Raw genomic sequence first — 22,032 nt, 5'->3', positions numbered from 1 at the left:
ATCGGCCGCCGCGCTCAGTGGACCGGCAGGCTCAGTAGACCGGGAGAGTCTTGTCGACCTGGGTGGCCCAGGCCGTCACGCCGCCCTGGACGTGCACCGCGGAGGCGAAGCCAGCGTTCTTGAGGGTCGCCAGCGCGTCGGCGGAGCGCACCCCGGACTTGCAGTAGACGACCACCCGGCGGTCCTGCGGCAGCTCGGCGAGGTGCGCCGGCAGGTCGCCCTTGGGGATCAGCCGGGCGCCGGGGATGCGCACGATCTCCCACTCGGCGGGCTCACGGACGTCGACCAGCTCGATCGGCTCGCCCGCGTCCAGCCAGCCCTTCAGCTCGGCGGCGGTGATCGTCGAGCCGGCCGCGGCGAGCTGGGCCTCCTCGGAGACCACGCCGCAGAACGCCTCGTAGTCGATGAGCTCGGTGATCGACGGGTTCTTCCCGCACAGCGGGCACTCCGGGTCCTTGCGGACCTTGATCGACCGGTAGGTCATCTCGAGTGCGTCGTACACCATCAGCCGGCCGACCAGCGGGTCGCCCACGCCGGTGAGCAGCTTGATGGCCTCCGTCGTCTGGATCGAGGCGATGGACGCGCACAGCACGCCGAGCACGCCGCCCTCGGCGCAGGACGGGACCATCCCGGGGGGCGGGGGCTCGGGGTAGAGGCAGCGGTAGCACGGTCCGTGCTCGGACCAGAAGACGCTGGCCTGCCCGTCGAACCGGTAGATCGAGCCCCAGACGTACGGCTTGCCGAGCAGCACGGCCGCATCGTTGACCAGGTACCGGGTGGCGAAGTTGTCGGTCCCGTCGACGATGAGGTCGTACTGGCTGAAGATCTCCATGACGTTGGAGGTGTCCAGCCGCGTCTCATGCAGCACGACGTTGACATACGGGTTGATGTTGAGCACGGAGTCGCGCGCGGACTCGGCCTTGGAGCGGCCGACGTCGGACTGGCCGTGGATGATCTGGCGCTGCAGGTTCGACTCGTCGACCGTGTCGAACTCCACGATCCCGAGCGTGCCGACACCGGCGGCGGCCAGGTACATCAGCGTCGGCGAGCCGAGACCGCCGGCGCCGACGGCCAGCACTCGGGCGTTCTTCAGCCGCTTCTGGCCGTCCATGGCGACGTCCGGGATGATCAGGTGCCTCGAGTACCGGCGGACCTCGTCGACGGTCAGGCCCTCGGCGGGCTCGACCAGGGGCGGAAGGGACACGCTTGCTCCTCGCGTTCGCTGTCGTTCCTCGACGATGCCATATCGGCGCGCGGCGTCGTCGCGAATGAGCCATCCGTTCGTACAGCGTCCGCGACGGCCGGCGTGTTCCCCGAACACCGATGGGTAGACCGACGATGGAGTGCACGCACCTACCCAGGGAGTTGAGCGCCGTGTCCTTCGTCGACAAGGTCAGGAACAAGATGGACGAGCTGCGCGGGCGGGGCAAGGAGAGCGCGGGCAAGGCCACCGGCAACCCGGGCACGCAGGGCGAGGGCCGCGGCGAGCGCACCGTCGCCGACCTGCGCCAGGCCGGCGAGAAGGTCAAGGACTCCTTCCGCCGCTGAGCCGCCGGCCAGTGGCCTGGTCAGGCGGAACGCCTCGTGGGATGCGTGGTGGTCTTGCCGGTCGCGGTCTTGCCGCCCGTGTTCTTGTTCGGCGTCGTCTTGTTCGGTGTCGACTTGCCCGCCGCCGTCCTGCCGGCCGCAGCCCTACCGGCCGGTGTCTTGCCCGCCGCAGTCCTGCCGGCCGCAGCCCTACCGGCCGGTGTCTTGCCCGCCGCAGTCCTGCCGGCCGGCGTCTTGCCCGCCGGTGCCTTGCCGGCCGCGGTCCTGCCCGCCGCTCGCCTGCCAGCCGTGGCGCCCCTGCCTGCGGCGGAGTCCCCGTCGGCGGCCTGGGCGGCGGGTTCCTCGTCGGCGGCGGCGCCGTTCGGATGGTCCTTGCGCGCGGCGGCGATGCTGGCGCGCAGGGCGGCCATCAGGTCGCCGACCGGTTCCCGCTCCTCGGCACCCGGCGGGCTCACGATCTCACGACCGGCGATCTTGGCGTCGATGACGGCCTGCAGCGCGTCGCGGTACTCGTCGGAGAAGCGGCCGGGGTCGAAGTCGGCGGCGAGGGTCTCGATGAGCGAGGACGCCATCGCCAGCTCCTGCGGGCGGACCTCGACCTCCTCGTCGAGGAACGGGAAGTCCGGCTCGCGCACCTCGTCCGGCCAGATCATCGTCTCCAGGACGAAGACGCCGTCACGCACCCGGAGCGTCGCGAGCTGCTCGCGCCGACGCAGAGCTATCTTCACCAGCGCCACGCGGCCCGACTCGGCCAGCGCGTCGCGCAGCAGGACATAGGGCTTTGCCCCGGTCCGGTCCGGCTCGACGTAGTAGCTCTTGGCGAAGTAGATCGGGTCGACCTGCTCCAGCGGGACGAACTCGAGCACGTCGATCGCCTTGGAGGTGGACAGCGGCAGGTTGGCGAAGTCCTCGTCGGTGAGGACGACCGTCTGGCCGTCGGGAAGCTCGTAGCCCTTGGCGATGTCGGCGTAGCTGACCTCGCCACCATCGGCCTCGGCGACGCGCCGGTACCGGATGCGGGAGCCGTCCGACCGTCTGACCTGGTGAAACGCGACGTCCCGCTCTTGCGTGGCCGAGTACAGCCGGACGGGGATCGACACCAGACCGAAAGAGATGACACCCTTCCAGATCGAACGCATGTTCGCCCCTCACGTCGATTACCCACCATGGTGACCCACGGGACACCCACGAGTAAGCCAGATGAGGGAATCGTCCGAAGTTGTCAGCGGTCGTGGATGGCCGCGCGGCGGATCGCGGTCGGGGCACATCCCGGACGACGCACCCGGTCACGCCCCGCGTCGCGCGGCGGCGCGCGGCTTCCCTCCCGCACGGATCGGCCGCACCATCGTGGTGCGCCGCGCGACCAGGCCGACACACCTGCGGGCCGGGCCCGACCGGGCGCACCACCAGTGGATAGGGACGCAGTCGTGAGCGCTACCCCGGCGTCCGTGGAGGTCGACGGCCGGCGGCTGCGGCTGTCGAACCTCGACAAGGTCCTCTATCCGGCCGCCGGCTTCACGAAGGCCCAGGTCATCGACTACTACCGGCGGATCAGCCCGGTGGCGGTGCCGCACCTGACCGACCGGCCGCTCACCGTCGTCCGCTTCCCCAACGGGGTCGCCGAGTCGAGCTTCTTCACCAAGAACGCCCCGTCCCACCGCCCGGACTGGACGACGGTCGCGACCCTGCCCTCCCCCGGCTCGACCAAGGACCGCTCGACGATCGACTACCTGGTCGCCACCGACCGGCCGACCCTGATGTGGCTCGCCAACCTGGCCGCGCTCGAGCTGCACACGCCGATGTGGCGGATCTCCACCGGCCTGCCCGACCTCGTCGTCGCCGACCTGGACCCGGGCCCGCCGGCCACCGTCGTCGACTGTGCCCGGGTGGCCGAGCTGCTGCGCGAGGTGCTGCCGGCACCGCTGTGCGTGAAGACCAGCGGCTCGAAGGGCCTGCAGGTGTACGGCCGGGTCACCGACGGGCGGACGTCCATGCAGGTCCGCGCGGACATGCGCACCCTCGCCAACCAGCTGCAGCGCGACCACCCCGACCTCGTGGTGGCCAACATGCGCAAGGACCTGCGCGGCGGCCGGGTCCTGCTGGACTGGTCGCAGAACAACCCGGCGAAGACCACGGTCAGCGTCTACTCGCTGCGCGGGCGCGAGCGGCCCACCGTGTCCACGCCGGTGAGCTGGGACGAGGTCCGCGCCGCCCGCCGGCCCGAGGACCTCACCTTCACCGCCGACGACGTGCTGCGCCGGGTGGACGAGCACGGCGACCTGTTCGCCACTCTGCTGGGCACGCCGGACGGTCAGGACGGTTCCGCGTGAGACGTCCCCATCCCGGGCACATCGCGGTGCGGACCCCGCCGCGGTCCGCACCGTCCCAACGCCGGCGCCCGTGGTCACGGGCGCCGCACCGACGAGCGCAGGAGGACGTCCCCATGAGTGCACCCACCGATCTGCCCGCCTCCGGACTTCCCCTGGAGGCGCCGGACGCCGACGCCGCCGAGCAGGCCCGCGAGGTCCGCCCGCCGCAGACCGCCGCCGGCCGGCCCAGCGCGCCGGCCGCACCACCCGCCGAGGTCGACGAGTTCGACCTGGTCGAGCAGAGCATCATCGTCGAGATGGACGAGGACGACTACCGCTGAACCACCCGCGGCCGACCGCGCGCGACGCGGGCCCGCCCGGGGGTGGGGGCGCGGACGGTCCGCGGACGGGGTGCTGTGCGAGAGTGAGCCGATCACCGGTGCGGGGGCGCCTCCGGTGTCGCCACCCCACCGGGATTCGGCGATAGTGTTGTCCGCATCGACCAGGAGGTGCGCCGGTGACGGCCGAGCCAGCCTCGCCCGGTACGCGGCCGGGCAGGACTCCCCGGCTCCCCCGCACCGCTCGCCGCTTTCAGCTGCTCGGCGCCGCCCGCGAGGTCTTCGTGGCCCAGGGTTACCACGCGGCGGCCATGGACGAGATCGCCGAGCGGGCCGGCGTCAGCAAACCTGTGCTCTACCAGCACTTCCCCGGCAAGCTGGAGCTCTACCTGGCGCTGCTCGACGAGCACGCCACACAGCTGGTCACCAGCGTGCAGGAGGCCCTCGCCTCGACGACGGACAACCACACGCGCATCGCCCGGTCGGTGCGGGCGTACTTCGACTTCGTCAACGACCCGTCCGGGGCGCACCAGCTCGTGCTGGAGTCGGACCTGCGCAGCGAGCCGGTGGTGCGCCAGCGCATCGAGACCGCGTTCGCCCAGTGCGTGCGCTCCATCGCGGCGACGATCGTCGCCGACACCGGGCTGACCCAGGACGAGGCCGACCTGCTCGCTGTCGGCCTGGTGGGCCTCGCGGAGACGGCCTCGCGCTGGTGGCTGGTCCGCGGCGGCACCGTGCCCAAGGAACAGGCCATCGAGTCGATGGTCGAGCTCGCCTGGCGCGGCATCGGGGGCTATCCCCGCCAGGAGCGGGAACCATCCGGGCGGGACGGCCAGCAACGCTAGGCGCGGGTGAGGCATGGTGTGCCCGCAGCGAACACGCCACTCCCGTCCCGGTGGAGAAGTCCCGGAAGCCATAGTGTGGGCGGTGATCCAACCTCGGCGGCGGATGTCCGCCGGCGTGCTGGTCCGACGAAGGCGGAGGTCATTCGGTGGAGGTCAAGATCGGCGTGCGGCAGGTCACCCGGGAGCTGGTGCTGGAGAGCGACCAGACCGCGGAGGCCGTCGCCGCGCTGGTGAGCGAGGCGATCAAGGCCGACAGTGGCGTGCTGAGCCTCATCGACGACAAGGGGCGGCTGGTGGTGGTGCCGGTGTCGTCCCTGGCCTACGTGGAAATCGCCGCCTCCTCGCAGCGGCGGGTGGGTTTCGGCGCCTGAGCTCCCACTGACCGCGGCTGGCCTGGCCGGGCTCCCAGTCCGGCCAGGCCCGGCCCGGCCAACCCGTCCGCGGCCGCGGGAGCCCTTCCCCGGGTGGACTGGCCCAGGCGGACAGACCTAGGCGGACAGACCCAGGGCGGACATCCGGCGACCGTGCGCCGCCATGATGCGGTTGAAGATGGCCGCCAGCGCGTCCAGATCGCCGACCCCGACGAGCAGGCCGGTCAGCGCGTCCCGGTCGACGCCCACCCGCTGGGCCTGGGTGAGCGCCTCGCCGACCAGGCGGCGGGCCCACAGTGCGAGCCGTCCGGCGACGGTGGGGTTCGCCTCGATCGCGGCCCGCACCCGCTCGACCGCGAAGACGGCATGGCCGGTGTCGTCCAGCACCCGCAGCACGATCTCGCGCGACGGCGCGGGCAGCCGGGCGGCGATCTCCCGGTAGAAGTCCGCGGCGATGTTGTCCCCGACGTACGCCTTGACCAGGCTCTCCAGCCAGTCGGCGGGAGCGGTCGAGTTGTGGAAGGTCGTCAGCGGTGCGACGAACGGGGCCATCGCACGCTCACGGTCGACGCCGAGCCGGTCGAGTTCCGCGCAGACCGCCTGGAAGTGGGAGAACTCGGCGGCCGCCATCGCCGCCAGGGCGATCTTGTCGCCGAGGGTGGGGGACATCCGGGCGTCGGTCGCCAGCCGCTCGAAGGCGGTGAGTTCGCCGTAGGCGAGCAGGCCCAGCAGGTCAACGGTCGCCTGGTCCGCCTCGGCCAGGCCGCCCTGTGGAGGCGGGTCGGACGACGGGATGGATGTCTGCGTCACAGCCGCGATTCTGGCACCCCGCATCGTCCTGGTCGGCAATCCTCGGCGAAGGAGCCCCCAACTCGCCGTCACACCGGGTATGCTAGGGCGTGGCCAGAGGTCGTTATGTCACCTCGGCTGCCGCATAGCAGGCGTCGCCTCGTCACCTGTGCACCCAGAGCTGCCATTCTCGGCACCGGGCACACGGACATCGGGCCGCGGGCGCCTAGCGGCTCACCGTGAGCGGGTTCAGCGTAGACACCGCTCAGAGAAGACCAGGAGCGTCCCGCTGTCCGTCACAGCCGCAGTACCTTCAGATGATCTAGCCGCCCCGAACAAGCCGATCGAGACCGCCGCGCCCACCGAGCGGCCAACCTTCGCCGACCTCGGCGTACGTGCCGAGACCGTCGAGGCGCTCGCTGAAGCGGGCATCATCCACGCCTTCCCCATCCAGGAGCTGACGCTCCCCCTCGCGCTCGGGCGCAACGACATCATCGGCCAGGCGCGCACCGGCACCGGCAAGACGCTCGCGTTCGGCATCCCCGTCGTGCAGACCGCGCTGGCCCCCGGCGAAGGCGCCGACGGCCGGCCGCAGGCACTCGTCGTCGTCCCCACCCGTGAGCTGTGCGTCCAGGTCACCGCGGACGTGACCCGTGCGGGCGCGCGCCGCGGCCTGCGCGTCATCTCCGTCTACGGCGGCCGCGCCTACGAGCCGCAGCTGACCGCGCTGCGCGCCGGCGTCGACGTCGTCGTCGGCACGCCGGGCCGGCTGCTCGACCTCGCCCGTCAGAAGGTCCTCGACCTCGCCGGCGTGCGCACCCTGGTGCTCGACGAGGCCGACGAGATGCTCGACCTGGGCTTCCTGCCCGACGTCGAGCGCATCATGGCGCAGCTTCCGACTGCCCGGCAGACCATGCTGTTCTCCGCAACCATGCCCGGCCCGGTCATCTCGCTGGCCCGCCGGTTCATGCAGCGCCCGGTGCACGTCCGCGCCGAGCAGCCGGACGAGACCCGCACGGTACCGACGACGCACCAGCACGTCTTCCGCGCCCACGCGCTGGACAAGATGGAGGTCCTCGCCCGGGTCCTGCAGGCCACCGGCCGAGGGCTCGCGATGGTCTTCGTGCGCACCCGGCGCACCGCGGACAAGGTCGCCGAGGAGCTGGACAAGCGCGGCTTCGCCGCCGCGGCCGTACACGGCGACCTCGGCCAGGGCCAGCGTGAGCAGGCGCTGCGCGCGTTCCGCGCCGGCAAGGTCGACGTCCTCGTCGCCACCGACGTCGCAGCCCGGGGCATCGACATCAGCGGCGTCACACACGTCGTCAACTACCAGTGCCCCGAGGACGAGAACGTCTACCTGCACCGCATCGGCCGCACCGGTCGCGCGGGCGAGTCCGGCGTCGCCGTCACCTTCGTCGACTGGGACGACCTGCCCCGCTGGACGCTGGTGAACAAGGCTCTCGGCCTCCCGTTCGACGGGCCCGTCGAGACGTACTCCACCTCGCCGCACCTGTACGAGGCCCTCGAAATCCCGGCCGAGGCCGCCGGCACCCTCCCGCACGCCGCGCGCACCCGTGCCGGCCTCGACGCGGAGGACATCGAGGATCTGGGCGAGTCCCGCCGCGGCCGGCGTGGCCCCCGCGCCGGGCGCGAGACGTCCCGCGCCGCGGACCGCCCGGTACCCACCCGCACCCGCACGCGCCGGCGCACCCGCGGCGCCGGCGCCGCCGCGGCCGCGTCCGGCCTGGCGATCGCCGCCGAGGACGCGGCCGAGAACGACGTGACCGATCTCACCACCGATGCCGTGGGCGTGGTGGCCGAGGCGAACGGTGTCGCGGACGCCGACGGACCCGACGCCGCCGTGTCCACCCTGGCATCCGAGGCCGGCGGCGCCGCCGGCGAGCCGGCCCGGCGCCGCCGCCGTCGCCGGGGCAACCGGGGCCGCGGCACCGGCGCCGTGCGCGGCGAGGCCACCGACCTGGCCGACCTGGCCGAGTTCGCGGAGGTCGACGCCGGCGGAGCCGAGGCCGCCCCGCTCCGCGCCGAATCCGCCTGACCAGCACCTCCGTCTGACCAGCACCGGATCTCGCCGCCTCCCGCCGGAGCGGGGCGGCAGCCGGGCTGGTCAGGACTGGGCGACGGTCAGGACTGGGCTGCGGGCCGCAGGTGCAGTCCGAGGCGCACCCAGCTCACCCGGCGGCAGGTCGGGCAGCGCAGCAGCGAGAAGTGGCGTGCTCGCAGCACTGGCAGGTGCACGCTGGGCGTGAGCGTCCGCAGTGCCTGCCGCGCGCCGAGCAGCCGGGTCTCACCGCACCGGCCGCATTCGACGCGCAGGCTCGCGTGCGCCGGCGTCGTCGGGCGGACACCGCTGTACAGGGCACGTTTGCCGTGCACGTCCCGCCCCACGGTGGTCCCGGTACTCGCCGTCCCCGCGCCGGGAGGCCGGGGCCCGCGACGTGGCAGGCGGTCGAAGCCCGCGGCGGAACCCGCCGGCTCGGACCGAGGACCGACACTCCCCCGGCTCACACTGCCCCGGCTCACAGTCCCCCGGCTCACCGCACGCCTCCGGCGGGAGCGACCCCGCCACCGGCCGACGCCGTCACCGCCACGCTGATCTCCGCCGGCATGCTGATCTCCGCCGACACCACACCCGCCGCGGAACCGCGCCGAGCGCGCCGACCCCGATCACGCGCCGCCACCGGACCCGGCACCCCGCCTGCCATCTCACCGGCCGTCTCACCGGGCGGCATGCCGGCGATCACGCGTGCGTGCACCCGGTAGGCGTCGGCCCCCTTGGAGCGGCCGGCGGTGGCGAGGATCGACCGTCCCGTGCCCGGGGCCTCGGCGAAACGCACCGAGCGGGCGATCGGTGGGGTGAGCACGGCGAGGCCGTAGCGCACCCGGACGTCGGCGAGCACGGCCCGGCCGTGCGCTGTGCGCGCGTCGAACAGGGTCGGCAGCACGCCACGGACCGCCAGGCGCGGGTTCGTCAGCCGCTGCACGTCGTGCACGGTGTCCAGCAGCTGGCCGACGCCCCGGTGGGACAGCGTCTCGCACTGCAGCGGGACGATGACCTCGTCGGCGGCGGTCAGCCCGTTGATCGTGAGCACGCCGAGGGACGGCGGGCAGTCGATGAGCACGAAGTCGTAGGCGTCGACGACGTCGGCGAGAGCGAGGCGCAGTGCGTGCTCCCGGCCCGTGCGCGAGAGCAGCACCGCCTCACAGCCGGCCAGCTCGATCGTCGCGGGAAGCAGATCGGTGCCGTCGCCGGTCGTGGTGACGACGATGCCGGCGGACAGCCGGCCGAGCAGCACATCGTGGACGGAGAGTTCGAGGGCATCCGGTTCGAGTCCGAGCGAGAAGGTCAGGCATGCCTGGGGGTCGAGGTCGACCAGCAGGACGCGGCGGCCCAGCTCGGTCAGGGCGGCGCCGATGCTGGCCACCGACGTCGTCTTGGCTACGCCACCCTTCTGGTTCGCTACCGCGAGTATGTGGGCCACGCCGATCAGTGTGGATGGGTAATCGGATGGTCACAACATCTGGCGGATGGAAATCTCGGCGCGCCGTCCGGCGGCGCACCGCCCGACGTGTGTGGGCCGCGCGATCGGGTAGCGCTCGCCCATGACCCCGACCACACCCGCCGCCGGCGGCGCCGGGTGATCCAGGCACTCGGCTACCTCGCCGCCGTGCTGGCGCTGATCGCGGCCAACGCGGTGTTCGTCGCGGCGGAGTTCGCCCTGGTGGCGATCGAGCCGCATCAGGCCGAGCGGCTGGCCGTCGCGGGCGGCGACCGGCGGTCCCGGGCGGTGGTCCGGGCCGTGCACTCATTGTCGTTCCAGCTCTCCGGCGCGCAGCTGGGCATCACCGTCACCTCGCTGGCGGTCGGCTACCTGGCCGAGCCGGCGCTGGCCACCCTGCTGCGGCCGGTGGCACGGGCGGCCGGCCTGCCGCCGACGCCGGGTTCGGTGCTGGCGCTCGCCGTCGCCCTCGCCGTCGCGACGGTCAGCCAGATGGTGTTCGGCGAACTGGTGCCGAAGAACTGGGCGATCAGCGAGCCGCTGCGCGCGGGACGCGCCGTCGCCGGCTGGCAGATCTGGTTCTCGTGGCTGGCCCGGCCGCTGATCACGGTGTTGAACGCCAGCGCCGGCGCGATCCTGCGGATGCTCGGCGTCGAGCCGCAGGACGAGTTGCGTGCCGGGCGCTCCCCCGACGAGCTGGGATCGATCGTGCGGTCCTCGGCCCGCCAGGGCACCCTGCCGACCAGCACCGCGGTCCTGTTGCGCCGCTCGCTGCGCTTCGGCGACCGCGATGCCGCCGACGTGATGACCCCCCGGGTGCGCACGGTCTGGGCCGACGCCGACGCGCCCGCCGCGCAGCTGCTGCGGGTCGCGCGCGACTCCGGGCACTCCCGGTTCCCCGTCCGCACGCGGGCGCGGGGTGGGGAGATCGAGGGTGTCGACGGGGTGACCGGCGTGGTGCACGTCAAGGACGTGTTCCGGATCCCGCCGGAGCGCCGGGGGACGGTGACCGTCCGGGATCTCATGGTGGCGCCGCTGCTCGTACCCGCCTCACTGGACTGCGACACCCTGCTCGCACGGCTGCGCCGGCACGGCCTGCAGCTGGCGACGGTCATCGACGAGTACGGCGGCGTGGCCGGCATCGTCACGTTGGAGGATCTCGTCGAGGAGCTCGTCGGCGAGGTGGTGGACGAGCACGACCTGCCGTCCCCACCCGGCGTGGTGCCCGTGGGTCGGCGCGCCTGGGTGCTGTCCGGCCTGCTGCGCCCGGACGAGACCACCGAGGCCACCGGCGTGCGGCTGCCCGACGGGCCGTACGAGACGATCGCCGGCCTGGTGCTCGCCCATCTCGGCCGGCTCGCCCGGGTCGACGACGAGGTCCGGATCGGCGACGTGTCCCTGACGGTCGTCGCGCTCGACCACCATCGCATCGACCGGGTGCGGCTGCGCGTCCACGGCACGCCGACCCCACGCGCCGACGACGACGGACGGGCATGGGCATCGTGACGCTGCTCGCACTGGTCGCCGGGCTGGCCCTGATCGCCGGCAACGCGTTCTTCGTGGGCGCCGAGTTCGCCATCGTCTCCGCGCGCCGCGACCGGGTCGAACCGCTGGTGGAGGCCGGCGACCGCCGCGCCCGCTCGGTGATCGGCGCGTTGGGGCACCTCTCGACGTTGCTGGCCGCCACCCAGCTCGGCGTCACCCTGTGCTCGCTCGCGCTCGGCGCCGTGGCCGAGCCGACGGTCGCGCACCTGCTGGTCGACCTGCTGCACGCGCTCGGGGTGCCGGATGCCGCGCGGCACGTGATCGCCTTCGCGGTCGCGCTGACCATCGTCTCCGCGCTGCACATGGTGCTGGGCGAGATCGTGCCGAAGAACCTGGCGATCGCCGGGCCCGAGCGGGCGCTGCTGTGGCTCGGGCCGCCGCTGATCGCGTTCGCCCGGACCACCGGCCCGTTCGTCCAGCTGCTCAACGGGTTCGCCAACCGGGTGCTGCGGCTGGCGGGGGTGTCGCCGCGCGACGAGCTCGCCTCCGCCTACAGTCCGCGGGAGCTCGCCGCGATCATCGCCGAGTCGACCGAGGAGGGACTGCTCGAGCAGGCCGAGCACGAACGTCTCACCAGCGCTCTGGAACTGTCCGAGCACGAGGTGGGCGCGGTGATGGTTCCCCTGTCACGGGTAGAAACGGTCCCGTGGACCATCTCCGCCCGCGACCTCGAGGCCGTGGTCGCCCGAACGGGCTACTCCCGCTTCCCGGTGCTTCCCCCCGGCGACGACGCCGAGATCGCGGGCTTCCTGCACGCCAAGGACGTGCTGGGCGTCCCCGCGGACCGGCTCGACACCCCGCTGGCCCCGCTGCGTCTGCACCAGATGGTGGAGCTGGCCACGGACACCCCGCTGGACCAGGCGCTGCGGCGGATGCAGCGGGCGGGCAGCCACCTGGGCCGCGTCGCCGACAGGTCCGGCCGGACCGTCGGGGTCGTCACGATGGAGGACGTCGTCGAGCAGTTCGTCGGCGAACTGACCGACGTCGCCGGATGACGCGGCTCAGCGCGCTCCGGGCGACGACGACTGCACCACCTCGAACGACCACAGCGACGCCCCCGTCGCGGCAGGGGCACCCGCGCCACCGTGACCAGCAGGGGCACCGTGCTGGGGGGCCGCGACGCTCATGGTTCCACCGTAGTGCGCCCCTCGCCACGGCACGCGGACGGTGACCGATGGACCAGCCGTTAGAGTGCCCCGTCGTGACCGGACTTCCCAGTGTCGCCGTCCTCGGCCTCGACGCCGCCTCCGCCGCCGCGACGATCGCCCTCGTCGACGGCGGCCTCCCGGTGACCGCTGTCACCCCCGCTCCGGTGACGCCGGCCGCCCTCGCCGCCCTCGCGGCCTATGGCTGCGCCGACCGCGTCGTCGAGGTGGCCGCGGGCACGCTGCGCCTGACGAGCGCCGGCGTGACCACCACCAGCCCGGCCGCCCCGCCGTTCGAGATCCACGGCGCACCAGCCGACCCTCCCGGCGACGAGGCGTCACTCGGAACCTTCGACGCGGTCGTGCTGACGGACGGCACCCGCGCGCTGCTGCCGGACGTGGCGGACTCGCCCCGGTTCGGCGGCGTGTTCGACCTGCGCACGGCCTGGGTCTTCCACCTCAGCGACGCCCCGGACCTGGCCGGTGCGCAGGGGCGCTGGATCGGCGAGTACCTGCGCGGCCGCTATGCCCCGCCGGATCCCGTCGCGATGGGCGCCGCGTCGCCGTCGGCACGCGGCCTGCCCTGGCGGGGCGGCGCCCGCGCCGCGATCACCGAGCTGGAGCGTGAGCTGCGCGCCGGCCACGCACGCGCCGCCTCCGCTGGCTATCCCCTGCCCACCCCGCCCGTTCCCCCGGTCGGGCCGACCACGCCGAACCAGACGGACTAGGCCGGCGGTCGGCGGTCGGCGGTCGGCCCGTCCGGGTGTTCCCGCGGGAACACGGTTTCTCGCCCCTGTGGTGATCGTCGGGGCCTGGATGGCGCCGTCGCGAGGCCTACCTAGCTGGGGGCGAGGCGGGTGAGGCGGTCGGCGGCGGACCGCAGGGTGCTGAGTTTCTTCGGGAAGCCGAAGCGGATGATGTGCCGCCCGTCGGCGGGATCGGCGAAGAACGACGAGCCGGGCACGGTGGCGACGCCGATGTCCGTGACCAGGCGGCGGGCCAGCGCGACATCGTCACCGACCGGATCGACGGCGCGGGTGTCGCACATCACGTAGTAGGCGCCGTCGGGCTCGCGGAAGGTGAAGCCGGTCTCGGCGAGCGCGCCGCACAGCAGGTCTCGGCGGGCCCGGTACTCCTCGGCGAGCGCGCCGTAGTAGGCGGCCGGCAGGTTCATCGCCGCGACCCCGCCGGCCTGCAGCGGTGCCGCCGCGCCGACGGTGAGGAAGTCGTGCACCTTGCGGATCGCCGCGGTGTAGGCGGGGGGTGCGATCGTCCAGCCGACCCGCCAGCCGGTGACGGCGTACGTCTTCGACAGGGCGTTGATCGTCACGGTGCGGTCCTCGAGCCCGGGGACCGTCGCCGGCGGAATGTGGCCACCGGGGCCCAGGTAGTGGATGTGCTCGTAGATCTCGTCGGTGAACACAAGCACGTCATGGCGCTGGCAGAGCTCGGCGACGAGGTCGAGTTCGTCGCGGCGCAGCACCTTGCCGGTCGGGTTGTGCGGGGTGTTCAGGATGATCGCCCGGGTGCGGTCGCTGACCGCGGCCCGTAGTTCGTCGGGGTCGATCGACCAGTCCGGCGGGTGCAGGCGGACCAGGCGCGGGCGCGCACCGGACAGGATCGTGTCGGGCCCGTAGTTCTCGTAGAACGGCTCGAACATGACGACCTCGTCGCCGGGGTCGACCAGCGCCAGCATCGTGGCGATCATGGCCTCGGTCGAGCCGCAGGTCACGCAGATCTCGGTGTCCGGGTCGACGGACCAGCCCGGATACGTCCGGCCGACCTTCGCCGCGATGGCCACGCGGAACTCGGCCGCCCCCCAGGTGATCGCGTACTGGTTGACGTCGGCGTCGATCGCGGCCTTGGCGGCCTCCTTGAGCTCCGGCGGACAGGAGAAGTCGGGGAAGCCCTGGGCCAGGTTGACCGCGCCGTGGGCGAGCGCGAGCCGGGTCATGTCCCGGATGACGGACTCCGTGAAGGTGGTCGCCTTCGCGGAGACCCTGACCTCGCCGGAGACGTTCGCCTCGCCGGAGACGTTCGCCTCGCCGGAGACGCTGGCCGGGGTGGGAGCGGGCGCGGTGATCTGCTCGGACACGGCCCCATCCTGACACCGCGGCGTCCGTCAGTCGCCGTGCCGAGGCTCGGTCACCGGCGCCGTCTCGTCGCCGAGGGCCGCCCAGGGCTGGCGTTCGGGGCCGGCCGACTGGCCCTGCGGGCACAGCCGCCGGTAGTCGCACCACGAGCACAGCGAGCCGGGCCTGGGTGGGAAGGCGCGGTCGGGGTCACCGCCCGCGCCCAGCGCCTCCGTCGCGGCGACGGCGTCGGACGCCACCGACTCGGCGCGGCGCACATGCCGGGCGATGCTGTCGTCGGTGTGCTCCGCGACGGCGATCCGGCCGGTCGGCACGTGGTGCAGCTCGACGCGGTGGCACGGCCGGCGCAGCATCCGCCCGGCGGCGAGGGCGTAGAGGGCCAGCGCCGGGGAGCTGCGCGCGTCCTGCTCGGTGACGGGACGCCGTCCGGTCTTGTAGTCGACGACGACGAGCTCGCCGTCGCGCTCGTCGAGGCGGTCGACCCGGCCGGAGAAGGCCAGCGCGTCGGTGCGGGCGGCGACCGAGCGCTCGACGCCGCGCGGCTCGGCCGCCGGATCGAGGCCGCCCACATATCCGGCGACCATCTCGGCGGCGCGCTCCCGCCAGGCGGCCGAGTGCTCCGCGTCACGGAAGCCGTCCTCGACCCACAGCAGCCGCACCAGCTGCACGGCCCGCGCGGGCGTGCGCGCCGCGATGGGCTCCTCCCACCAGCGGCGCAGCGCGTTGTGCACGCTCACCCCGAACGAGGTGTGCGCCCAGGCCGGACCCTTCGGCGGCCGCGGCCGGTCCAGGTAGATCATCCGGTAGCGACGGGGGCAGTCCTCGAAGGCCGCCAGCCGCGACGGCGTACAGGCGAACAGCCTGCGGGGCATGCCGGCGAGCTCCATCTGTGCCATCGCCCGATCATCCCACCTGGCTGACCGCCTCCACGGCCGCCGGGCCCTCGCCCGAGGACGCAGACGACACCCGCGCGGCAGGGACCACCGCCGCGGTACGGCGCGTCGGCAGGAGCAGGCAACTCAGCGCGGCGACCGCCTCGACGATCGCGATGAACACCCAGGCCCGCTGGTAGGCGAACAGCGCATGCCCCTCGGCGCCACCCACGGACAGCGCCACCGTCGCCGCCACCCCGAGCACGGTGCCGAGCTGGCGGGACATCGCGAACACGGCGCTGCCCGTCGCGCGGCGCGCCGGCGGCAGCGTGGCGGAGATCGCGGCGGCGAGCACCGGGATGGCGAGGCCGACGCCGAAGCCGCCGATCATCAGCGCGGGCAGGAAGTCGCGGGCGTAGCCGGGGGTGACGCCGACGAGCACGCGGAAGGTCAGGTTCGAGACCGCGAGCAGCAGGCAGCCGACGGCGGCGACCGGGCGGTAGCCGAAGCGGGCGGCCAGGCGCGCGGCGGCGAACATCGACACGACGGCCGCGACCAGGCCGCCCGGCGCGAACTGCAGACCGGCCGTCAGCACGCCCTGCCGCCACAGGTCGGTCATGAGCAGCACGTTGCTGAGCAGGAACGCCCCGAATCCGGCGAAGAGCAGCAGGGTCACCCCGGACGCCGCGCTGAACGACCGCTCCCGGAACAGGTCCAGCTCGATGACGGGGGCCCGGTGTCGCGTGCACTGCCGGAGGAACAGGGCGACCGCGGCGAGGCCGCCGACCAGCGTGCCGATCGTCCCCGCCGTGGCCCAGCCCCAGGAGTCCGCCTGGACGAGGCCGAGCGTGACCAGCGAGACGCCCGCGGTGAGCAGCACGGTGCCGACGAGGTCGGGGCGCTCCACCGGGCCGTCCGCCCGCGACTCGCGCAGCACCCGCCGGGCCACCAGCAGCGTGACCACGATGATCGGCACGTTGATCAGGAAGATCCAGCGCCAGCTGACCCGGGTGAGCAGCGCGCCGACGGGAGTTCCGAAGGCGGCGGCGACCGAACCGGTGGCCGCCCACGTCGCCACCGCGCCCGCCCGCCGTGCCGGCGGGAACTCACCCAGCAGCAGGCTCAGCGACGTCGGCAGCAGCGCCGCCGCCCCCACCCCCTGCAGCCCGCGCGCCACGATGAGCCAGGTCAGCGACGGTGCGGCGGCACACAGGGCGGACGCGACGGCGAACAGGACCATGCCGGCGACGAATCCGCGCAGCCGGCCGTAGGCGTCGGCGAAGCGGCCGAACGGGATGGGCAACGCCGCCAGGGCGATCGTGTAGACGTTCAGGACCCAGGACAGCGTCGCGGCGTCCGTGTGGCCGAACGCCCGCTGCAGGTCGTTGAAGGCGACGTTGACCACGAACAGGTCGAGGCTGGCGACGAACGTCGCCGCCGACGTGACGAGCAGGACCCAGCGCAGGCGGGCATCGGCGCGCATCAGGCGACCCCATCAGGTTGGTAGCTTCACTGGACCGAGTAGGTCTAGTGAAGCTACCAACATGGGTAGCGTGACGCTACACTTGGGCGCATGCTGCGGCGCACCTACGAGCAGGAACACTGCTCGATCGCCGCGAGCCTGGAGATCCTCGGCGATCGCTGGACGTTGCTGATCCTGCGCGAGGCGTGCCGCGGGGCCACCCGCTTCGCCGACTTCCAGAGCCGCCTCGGCCTTGCCCGCACCGTGCTGAGCGAACGGCTGTCCCGCCTCACCGCGGACGGCCTGTTCGACCGTCGCCGGTACCAGGACCAGCCGGAACGCTTCGAGTACGTACTGACCCAGCAGGGCCGCGACGTGTGGCCGATCCTCAACGCCCTCATGGTCTGGGGCGACCGGCACGTGATGGCGGGCAACCCGCCTTACCTGATCCTGCATCGCGACTGCGGCGGTCACATCGACGACCGCCGCCGCTGCGAGGCCTGCGGCCGTGAGGTCGACGTCACCGACGTCCGGCGCGTTCCCGGTCCCGGTGCCCCCGTCCCGCCCGCGGCCGGTTAGCCGGGCCCGGGCGGGACGGAGGCGAGGCACACTTCCGACGGATCCGGCGCGGACCGTGTTCCTGGACGGATCCGCGCCCGGCTGGCATGCTTGCCTCATGGGGTGCGGCCGAACCACGCGTCACGGCGCGCTGCTGCCTCCGTTTTATGGGGACCGGGCCCGGTCCCCGCGATGCCGCTGACCTCACGCGGCACAAGCATCAGACCCAGGCCCGGTCCACCCGGGCACCGTTGGCCTGGGCTGAGCCGGAGCTCCGATCGAAAGGTCCCACCCGTGGAGAACCTCGTCGACCGTCCCGACACCGCGATCCCCGCGCCCACCGCGCCCGGCGGCACCCTCGCCGACGTGCCGCTCGCGGACGGCGCGCCGACGCTGAGCACGATCGCCGAGGGACGCCAGCTGATCGACGACATCGACGGCCAGCTGCGCGCGCTGCTCGCCACCCGGCGCGACCTGTCCCGCCAGATCCAGGCGCTGCGGGGGATCGAGGGCGGTCCGCGCATCGAGCACGCCCGAGAGAACGAGATCATCGCCGCGTGGGCCGAGGAGCTGGGGCCGCGCGGCGTCGAGATCGCGATGGCCGTGCTGACCATGTGCCGGGGAGCGGCCAGCCAGCCCTGAGCCGCTCGTCGATGGTCTCCTCAGCGGTCCCCGGGCGTCCGCAGGGGTCGGCTGGCCGAGTCGGCGGCGTCGTGGCCGTTCTCGCGCTTCTTGTCGCTGCCGCGCTCGTCGTCCCGGCGCCGTCGCCGGTCCCGCCGCTCGCGGTCGGTCGTGCGGCGCGGCGGGTCCAGCTCGGCGAGTAGCCCACGTAGTTCGGCCCGCAGGTAGTCCCGGGTCGCCAGTTCGCCGATTGTGATGCGCATGGCGGCGAGCTCGCGGGCGATGTACTCGGTGTCCTCACGGGTGCGCACGGTCTGCTCGCGGTCCTGGGCGAGGTTCGCCCGGTCCCGGTCGTCCTGGCGGTTCTGCGCGAGCAGGATCAGCGGCGCCGCGTACGCGGCCTGCAACGACAGCACAAGGGTCAGGAAGATGAACGGGAACGAGTCGAACCGCGCCGCCTTCGGCGCGACGACGTTATAGGTGATCCACAGCACGATGACGACGCTCTGCGCGACGAGGAACCGGGCCGTTCCGATGAAGCGGGCCACCCGCTCGGCGAGCCGGCCGAAGGCGTCCGCCTCATAGCCCGGCCGGACCCGGACGCGCCGGGACAGGCGCGGCTGGTCCAGCCGCGCGCCGCGCCGACGCGCCCTCATGACGTCTCCGCCGGGCCAGGGCCGATCTCGCCGCGGGCGGGATCGACGTCACCCGCCGGGGGCGGGGTCAGGGCGCCGGGCGTGGTGCGGGCGTCCACGTCGGCGTCCAGCTGGTGTTCCCGCCAGTCGGCGGGCAGCAGATGGTCGAGCACGTCGTCGACGGTGACCACACCGACAAGCCGTCCGGCCTGGTCGAGCACCGGCGCCGCCACCAGGTTGTAGGACGCCAGGTGCCGGGTGACCTCGGCGAGCGGCGTCTCCGGGCGCAGCGACGCGATGTCCACGTCGATCACCCCGCCGACCAGTGTCGACGGCGGCTCGCGCAGCAGCCGCTGGAAGTGCGCGAGGCCCAGGTAGCGACCCGTCGGCGTCTCGTACGGCGGGCGCACCACGTACACCTGCGCCGCCAGCGCCGGGGACAGCTCCGGCTCGCGGATGCGCGCCAGCGCCTCGGCGACCGTCGCGTTCGGGGCGAGCACCACCGGCTCGCTCGTCATGATCCCCCCGGCGGTGTCGTCGGCGTAGCGCAGCAGGCGGCGCACGCCGGCGGCCTCGTCCGGCTCCATCAGGCGCAGCAGCCGCTCCGCGTCCTCGGCGGGCAGCTCGCCGAGCAGGTCCGCCGCGTCGTCGGGGCCCATCGCCTCCAGGACGTCGGCGGCGCGTTCCTCGGCCAGGCCGCCGAGCAGTTCCACCTGCTCGTCCTCGGGCAGTTCCTCGAGGACGTCGGCGAGCCGTTCGTCGTCGAGGGCGGCGGCGACCTCGGCGCGGCGCTTGTCCGACAGGTCATGCAGCAGCGTGGCGAGATCGGCCGGGCGGAGCTTCTCGAACGCGGCCAGCAGGTTCGCCGCGCCCTGTCCCTCCTCGGGCAACGAGAAACCGGTGACCTCGTCCCAGGAGACCGTGCGGACCTCCCCGCGCCGGCCCCGGCCCCGGCGCACCGCCACCTGGTCGAGCACCCAGTCGCCGCCGCGGACGGGCTCGATCGCCGCGTCGACGACGGTGACCTCGGTGCTGTCGGCGAGCAGGGTGACCCGGCGGTCGAGCAGCTCACCGAGCACCCGGATCTCGTTCGGGCGCTGCTGGAAGCGCCGCCAGCTCAACCGGGCGGACGACAGCACGACCGCGCCCGACTCCACACCGGTGACCCGCCCGATCGGCACGAAGATCGGCCGCCGCTGCACCTCGACCGCGAGCCCCAGCACCCGCGGCGGCTCGTGCCCCAGACGCAGCGTGACGATCACGTCATGGACCCGCCCGACCTGGTCACCGTTGGGGTCGAGCACCAGCAGGCCGGCCAGGCGCCGGCAGAACACCCTGGACTGGGCCGGACGGGACGTCATCACGGCGGGAGGCTACCCGCCCACGTCCCCACCGCAACTCCGCGGTCCGTCACATCCCGTTCAGACCGCGACCTCCGTGAGGATGTCGACCGGGGTGCCGGGCGGCACCTCCCGCAGGCGGTCGAGGTCCGCCAGGTGCAGACGGACGCAACCACGGGCGATGTGGGCCCCGCGCGTGCCGATCGCGACGTCGGCGGTGGTGTCGAGCGGGCCGTGGATCGCCACGCTCGCGTCGAGGGAGTCGTCGTAGTCCGTCGCCGTCGGTGAGTGCGCGGAGGTGACCAGAACCAGGTCGCCGAAGCCGGCGCGCGCAGGCGGCACGACGCGGGTGATGTAGAAGCTCCCGGTGGGGGTGGGATGCTCGCGGGTGCCGACGCCCGCCGGCACGTCCAGGACCGGGGCGTTGGCGTAGTACAGGCGCAGACGTGCGGCCAGCGCGTCGACCTCGATCCGATACGGGGTGCTGGTCAGGCCGACGCCCGCGCGGCGCAGCCATCCTGTCGACCCGTTCGGCCGCTGCGGCAGGCGGACCCGCAGCCAGCCAGGCCGCTGGTCGATGACGGGCAGCGACGCGGGCATCCCGACCGAGGCGATGACCAGACCGGCCGCGGACCCGCCGGTTCCGGCGAACCAGCTCACATCCTGGGTGGCGACGGCGACCAGCGTCCGGCCCGCCGGCGCCCCTGCCACACCCGACGTACCTGCCACACCCGACGTACCTGCCAGGCCCGGCATCTCCGGCGGTCCGCCGGCCGCGACGCCGGGTGCCGCGGCCGTGGGGGTGCCGGGGCCGGTGGTCAGACCGCGCGTGGGCCGGGTGAAGGCGGCGGGGTCCGGCGGGGACGGAACGGTCCTGGGGACCGGGATCCCGGTGGCTGCGGGCTGGCTCACGGCTGTCCGTTCCAGGTCCGCCCCTGGCCGGACGACGGCCGCGATCAGACCCGCGACCAGGGCCACCAGCACACCGGCGACCGCGACGGCCGCGACGCGGCACGGCGGACCAGACCGTGGATCATCCGCCTCTGCCCGTGGACGCGGACCCAGATCCCCCATGCCGCGCGCACTCCCTCCCGACCGTGACTACGGAGTGTGTACAGTGCGCACGCTCCGTAGTCACGCACCGGCGCTGCCGGCGGGTCAGGCGGTATCAGAGGTACTGGCGGGAGGGGCTGACCATGGCCCGGACGGTCTTGCCGTCATGGAACTCACCGATCGCGGTCATCGACCAGGTGGGCGTGCCTCGTTCCCGCTGGACCCGGCACATCACCAGGCCGGTCGACGGCTTGGACTCGGACAGGTCGAAGCGGACGAGCTCCTGCCCGGTGACATCGTCGTAGAGCCGGCAGTAGGCGTTGCGGACCTCGGTGAACGCCTGCCCCTGGAAGCTGTTCACGGTGAAGATCAGGGTGACGACGTTCGGCGGCAGCGCGGCGAGGTCGACCGCGATCGTCTCGTCGTCGCCATCGCCCTGACCGGTCAGGTTGTCGCCGGAGTGGCGCACCGCGCCGCGGGCGCCCTTCTTGGACATGAACCAGACCTTGTCGACGTCCTTGCCGCGATCGTCGAACAGGATGCAGGAGGCGTCCAGGTCGATCGAGCGGCCGCGCTGCGCCGGATCCCAGCCGAGCCCCATCCGCACCCGGGTCAGCGCGGGCGCGCCGGTCTTCACCAGCGAGACGCTCTGGCCCTTGGCGAGCGAGACCCGCCCCTTGTCCAGGTTCACCCGACCGGCGGGCGGCGGCCCGGGCACGGGCGGCGGGGGCGGCGGACCCCACTGCTGGCCAGGCGGGGGCTGCGGCGGGCCCCACTGCCCTGGCTGCTGCCCGGGCGGCGGGCCGCCCCACTGCTGGCCAGGCGGGGGCTGCGGCGGGCCCCCCCCCCCGGCCCGGGCCGCCGCCCCCCGGTCGGGGGAACCGGGGCCAGGGGCGGGGCGCGCTCGCCACGGGCCCGAGCGGCTCGCGGGTGTAGACCGGCGCGCCCGCGCGGACCCGGGGGCGGAGGGGGCGCGGCCGATCGGACCTG

23 protein-coding genes are annotated in these 22,032 nt (G+C 73.6%); 11 read left to right on the top strand and 12 right to left on the bottom strand.

The window, feature by feature from the left end:
* Positions 1 to 31: 31 nt before the first annotated feature.
* On the bottom strand, positions 32 to 1,204 hold the full coding sequence (moeZ, locus tag AC6EXY_RS15960) for an adenylyltransferase/sulfurtransferase MoeZ (RefSeq protein WP_101830015.1): 1,173 nt from the start codon (positions 1,202 to 1,204) through the stop codon (positions 32 to 34).
* Positions 1,205 to 1,374: 170 nt separating this feature from the next.
* On the opposite strand from moeZ, the gene AC6EXY_RS15955 reads away from it, so the two are divergent.
* Positions 1,375 to 1,548 carry a CsbD family protein gene (locus AC6EXY_RS15955; protein ID WP_243407112.1) on the top strand — a complete coding sequence of 58 codons (174 nt, stop codon included), beginning with the start codon at positions 1,375 to 1,377 and terminating at the stop codon, positions 1,546 to 1,548.
* Between the two features lie 20 nt (positions 1,549 to 1,568).
* Here AC6EXY_RS15955 and ku read toward each other — a convergent pair whose 3' ends face one another.
* Positions 1,569 to 2,687: a non-homologous end joining protein Ku gene (ku, locus tag AC6EXY_RS15950; RefSeq protein ID WP_499818186.1), complete on the bottom strand. Its 1,119-nt coding sequence runs from the start codon at positions 2,685 to 2,687 to the stop codon at positions 1,569 to 1,571.
* A 288-nt stretch (positions 2,688 to 2,975) separates the two neighbouring features.
* Between ku and ligD the strand changes: the two genes are divergently transcribed.
* From ligD to AC6EXY_RS15930, 4 genes are all read left to right on the top strand, one after another.
* Positions 2,976 to 3,878: a non-homologous end-joining DNA ligase gene (ligD, locus tag AC6EXY_RS15945; protein WP_499818185.1), complete on the top strand. Its 903-nt coding sequence runs from the start codon at positions 2,976 to 2,978 to the stop codon at positions 3,876 to 3,878.
* Positions 3,879 to 3,991: 113 nt separating this feature from the next.
* The gene (locus AC6EXY_RS15940) at positions 3,992 to 4,198 is read left to right on the top strand and encodes an Rv3202a family protein (protein WP_101830011.1); all 207 of its coding nucleotides are present in this window, start codon (positions 3,992 to 3,994) and stop codon (positions 4,196 to 4,198) included.
* Between the two features lie 176 nt (positions 4,199 to 4,374).
* Positions 4,375 to 5,040: a TetR/AcrR family transcriptional regulator gene (locus AC6EXY_RS15935; protein WP_101830010.1), complete on the top strand. Its 666-nt coding sequence runs from the start codon at positions 4,375 to 4,377 to the stop codon at positions 5,038 to 5,040.
* 146 nt (positions 5,041 to 5,186) lie between these two features.
* Positions 5,187 to 5,411 carry a DUF3107 domain-containing protein gene (locus tag AC6EXY_RS15930; protein WP_101830009.1) on the top strand — a complete coding sequence of 75 codons (225 nt, stop codon included), beginning with the start codon at positions 5,187 to 5,189 and terminating at the stop codon, positions 5,409 to 5,411.
* 117 nt (positions 5,412 to 5,528) lie between these two features.
* Here the strand turns inward: AC6EXY_RS15930 and AC6EXY_RS15925 are convergent, their stop codons facing one another.
* A complete protein-coding gene (locus AC6EXY_RS15925; RefSeq protein WP_101830008.1) occupies positions 5,529 to 6,221 on the bottom strand; it encodes a ferritin-like fold-containing protein in 693 nt (230 codons plus the stop codon).
* Positions 6,222 to 6,633: 412 nt separating this feature from the next.
* Between AC6EXY_RS15925 and AC6EXY_RS15920 the strand changes: the two genes are divergently transcribed.
* The gene (locus AC6EXY_RS15920) at positions 6,634 to 8,256 is read left to right on the top strand and encodes a DEAD/DEAH box helicase (protein WP_480014304.1); all 1,623 of its coding nucleotides are present in this window, start codon (positions 6,634 to 6,636) and stop codon (positions 8,254 to 8,256) included.
* A gap of 86 nt (positions 8,257 to 8,342) precedes the next feature.
* On the opposite strand, the gene AC6EXY_RS15915 is transcribed toward AC6EXY_RS15920, so the two are convergent.
* Both AC6EXY_RS15915 and AC6EXY_RS15910 read right to left on the bottom strand, forming a co-directional pair.
* Positions 8,343 to 8,594, bottom strand: a complete 252-nt coding sequence (locus tag AC6EXY_RS15915) for a hypothetical protein (protein ID WP_243407111.1) — start codon at positions 8,592 to 8,594, stop codon at positions 8,343 to 8,345.
* A 158-nt stretch (positions 8,595 to 8,752) separates the two neighbouring features.
* Positions 8,753 to 9,700 carry a ParA family protein gene (locus AC6EXY_RS15910; protein ID WP_101830006.1) on the bottom strand — a complete coding sequence of 316 codons (948 nt, stop codon included), beginning with the start codon at positions 9,698 to 9,700 and terminating at the stop codon, positions 8,753 to 8,755.
* Between the two features lie 156 nt (positions 9,701 to 9,856).
* Between AC6EXY_RS15910 and AC6EXY_RS15905 the strand changes: the two genes are divergently transcribed.
* The 3 genes from AC6EXY_RS15905 to AC6EXY_RS15895 all read left to right on the top strand — a co-directional run bounded on the left by AC6EXY_RS15905 (position 9,857) and on the right by AC6EXY_RS15895 (position 13,136).
* Positions 9,857 to 11,224, top strand: coding sequence for a hemolysin family protein (locus AC6EXY_RS15905; protein WP_101830005.1), 1,368 nt, complete (start codon positions 9,857 to 9,859; stop codon positions 11,222 to 11,224).
* A complete protein-coding gene (locus AC6EXY_RS15900; protein WP_499818184.1) occupies positions 11,212 to 12,258 on the top strand; it encodes a hemolysin family protein in 1,047 nt (348 codons plus the stop codon). Before AC6EXY_RS15905 ends, AC6EXY_RS15900 begins: the two co-directional genes overlap by 13 nt.
* A gap of 179 nt (positions 12,259 to 12,437) precedes the next feature.
* On the top strand, positions 12,438 to 13,136 hold the full coding sequence (locus AC6EXY_RS15895) for a hypothetical protein (RefSeq protein WP_243407110.1): 699 nt from the start codon (positions 12,438 to 12,440) through the stop codon (positions 13,134 to 13,136).
* 110 nt (positions 13,137 to 13,246) lie between these two features.
* Here the strand turns inward: AC6EXY_RS15895 and AC6EXY_RS15890 are convergent, their stop codons facing one another.
* The 3 genes from AC6EXY_RS15890 to AC6EXY_RS15880 are packed head-to-tail and all read right to left on the bottom strand — an operon-like array spanning position 13,247 to position 16,856.
* Entirely contained in the window at positions 13,247 to 14,503 is a 1,257-nt protein-coding gene (locus AC6EXY_RS15890; protein WP_243407564.1) for a pyridoxal phosphate-dependent aminotransferase, read from the bottom strand.
* Between the two features lie 27 nt (positions 14,504 to 14,530).
* Complete coding sequence (locus AC6EXY_RS15885; RefSeq protein ID WP_101832092.1) at positions 14,531 to 15,397, bottom strand: RecB family exonuclease; 867 nt, start codon at positions 15,395 to 15,397, stop codon at positions 14,531 to 14,533.
* A gap of 7 nt (positions 15,398 to 15,404) precedes the next feature.
* On the bottom strand, positions 15,405 to 16,856 hold the full coding sequence (locus AC6EXY_RS15880; protein WP_101832091.1) for an MFS transporter: 1,452 nt from the start codon (positions 16,854 to 16,856) through the stop codon (positions 15,405 to 15,407).
* A 90-nt stretch (positions 16,857 to 16,946) separates the two neighbouring features.
* On the opposite strand from AC6EXY_RS15880, the gene AC6EXY_RS15875 reads away from it, so the two are divergent.
* Both AC6EXY_RS15875 and AC6EXY_RS15870 read left to right on the top strand, forming a co-directional pair.
* Positions 16,947 to 17,414: a winged helix-turn-helix transcriptional regulator gene (locus AC6EXY_RS15875; protein ID WP_101832090.1), complete on the top strand. Its 468-nt coding sequence runs from the start codon at positions 16,947 to 16,949 to the stop codon at positions 17,412 to 17,414.
* Positions 17,415 to 17,687: 273 nt separating this feature from the next.
* A complete protein-coding gene (locus AC6EXY_RS15870; protein ID WP_101832089.1) occupies positions 17,688 to 18,035 on the top strand; it encodes a chorismate mutase in 348 nt (115 codons plus the stop codon).
* A gap of 20 nt (positions 18,036 to 18,055) precedes the next feature.
* Here AC6EXY_RS15870 and AC6EXY_RS15865 read toward each other — a convergent pair whose 3' ends face one another.
* From AC6EXY_RS15865 to AC6EXY_RS15850, 4 genes are all read right to left on the bottom strand, one after another.
* On the bottom strand, positions 18,056 to 18,670 hold the full coding sequence (locus tag AC6EXY_RS15865) for a DUF1003 domain-containing protein (RefSeq protein WP_101832088.1): 615 nt from the start codon (positions 18,668 to 18,670) through the stop codon (positions 18,056 to 18,058).
* Entirely contained in the window at positions 18,667 to 20,010 is a 1,344-nt protein-coding gene (locus AC6EXY_RS15860) for a magnesium transporter MgtE N-terminal domain-containing protein (RefSeq protein ID WP_101832094.1), read from the bottom strand. The genes AC6EXY_RS15865 and AC6EXY_RS15860 overlap by 4 nt, the downstream gene beginning before the upstream one ends.
* A 60-nt stretch (positions 20,011 to 20,070) precedes the next feature.
* Positions 20,071 to 20,973, bottom strand: coding sequence for a L,D-transpeptidase (locus AC6EXY_RS15855; RefSeq protein WP_499818183.1), 903 nt, complete (start codon positions 20,971 to 20,973; stop codon positions 20,071 to 20,073).
* Positions 20,974 to 21,157: 184 nt separating this feature from the next.
* The coding region (locus AC6EXY_RS15850; protein WP_499842355.1) for a TerD family protein at positions 21,158 to 22,032 on the bottom strand (875 nt) is incomplete at its 5' end.

The sequence above is a fragment of the Frankia sp. RB5 genome, from assembly GCF_059816245.1.
Note: the sequence above shows the minus strand (reverse complement) of the source record. Positions and strands in the feature narration are given on the sequence as shown.

What these genes read in the sequence shown, in the direction of transcription:
- AC6EXY_RS15875 (WP_101832090.1), top strand. Translation starts at nt 16,947, where the DNA reads ATGCTGCGGCGCACCTACGAGCAGGAACACTGCTCGATCGCCGCGAGC.
- AC6EXY_RS15940 (WP_101830011.1), top strand. Translation starts at nt 3,992, where the DNA reads ATGAGTGCACCCACCGATCTGCCCGCCTCCGGACTTCCCCTGGAGGCG.
- AC6EXY_RS15900 (WP_499818184.1), top strand. Translation starts at nt 11,212, where the DNA reads ATGGGCATCGTGACGCTGCTCGCACTGGTCGCCGGGCTGGCCCTGATC.
- AC6EXY_RS15885 (WP_101832092.1), bottom strand. Translation starts at nt 15,397, where the DNA reads ATGGCACAGATGGAGCTCGCCGGCATGCCCCGCAGGCTGTTCGCCTGT.
- AC6EXY_RS15865 (WP_101832088.1), bottom strand. Translation starts at nt 18,670, where the DNA reads ATGAGGGCGCGTCGGCGCGGCGCGCGGCTGGACCAGCCGCGCCTGTCC.
- AC6EXY_RS15880 (WP_101832091.1), bottom strand. Translation starts at nt 16,856, where the DNA reads ATGCGCGCCGATGCCCGCCTGCGCTGGGTCCTGCTCGTCACGTCGGCG.
- ku (WP_499818186.1), bottom strand. Translation starts at nt 2,687, where the DNA reads ATGCGTTCGATCTGGAAGGGTGTCATCTCTTTCGGTCTGGTGTCGATC.
- AC6EXY_RS15860 (WP_101832094.1), bottom strand. Translation starts at nt 20,010, where the DNA reads ATGACGTCCCGTCCGGCCCAGTCCAGGGTGTTCTGCCGGCGCCTGGCC.
- AC6EXY_RS15895 (WP_243407110.1), top strand. Translation starts at nt 12,438, where the DNA reads ATGGACCAGCCGTTAGAGTGCCCCGTCGTGACCGGACTTCCCAGTGTC.